This window comes from Stenotrophomonas sp. HMWF003 (assembly GCF_003061285.1).
Lineage (GTDB): Bacteria > Pseudomonadota > Gammaproteobacteria > Xanthomonadales > Xanthomonadaceae > Stenotrophomonas > Stenotrophomonas maltophilia_AP.
Genome location: NZ_QAIW01000181.1, coordinates 6105 through 6616, shown reverse-complemented (window position 1 = coordinate 6616; position 512 = coordinate 6105). Strand labels below are relative to the sequence as shown.

Here is a 512-nt window from a genome sequence, read left to right as displayed (position 1 = left end):
CTGTCGAACCGGCAGATGCCCTCTTCCACCCGCTGGCACTCGCGCTCACCCGCCAGCAACTGGGCGAAACCAGGGGTGAGCACGCTCGGCGAGGTGGCGAGGAAATCGTCTGCACTCGCCTTCAGAAACGCCTGCCCCACGGCCACCGGATCGCCGCAGGCCGGCGCGGCCTGTACCGTCGGCGCCAACACCAACGCCATCCACAACATCCCTCTGCGCACGCACTACTCCATTGAATTGATGATGACGCCTTCAGTGTAAGGCTCAGGCCGCTTCAATCGCCTCGGACAGCCGCTCCACCGCGATCACCTCCATGCCCTTCACGCTGCCGGTTTTGGGCGCGTTGGCCTTGGGCACGATCGCGCGCTTGAAGCCGTGGGTGGCCGCTTCGCGCAGGCGATCTTCGCCGTTGGGCACCGGGCGGATCTCGCCGGACAGGCCGACCTCGCCAAAGGCAATGGTCTTCTCGGCCAGCGGCCGGTCCTGCAGCGAGGACAGCACCGCCAGCAGCA

1 protein-coding gene and 1 pseudogene are annotated in these 512 nt (G+C 66.8%); both read right to left on the bottom strand.

The window, feature by feature from the left end:
- Positions 1 to 200, bottom strand: a pseudogene (locus DBR34_RS21255) (hypothetical protein); the annotation flags it as partial.
- 64 nt (positions 201 to 264) lie between these two features.
- On the bottom strand, positions 265 to 512 hold a 248-nt coding region (locus DBR34_RS22310), incomplete at its 5' end, for a magnesium chelatase domain-containing protein (protein WP_308812518.1).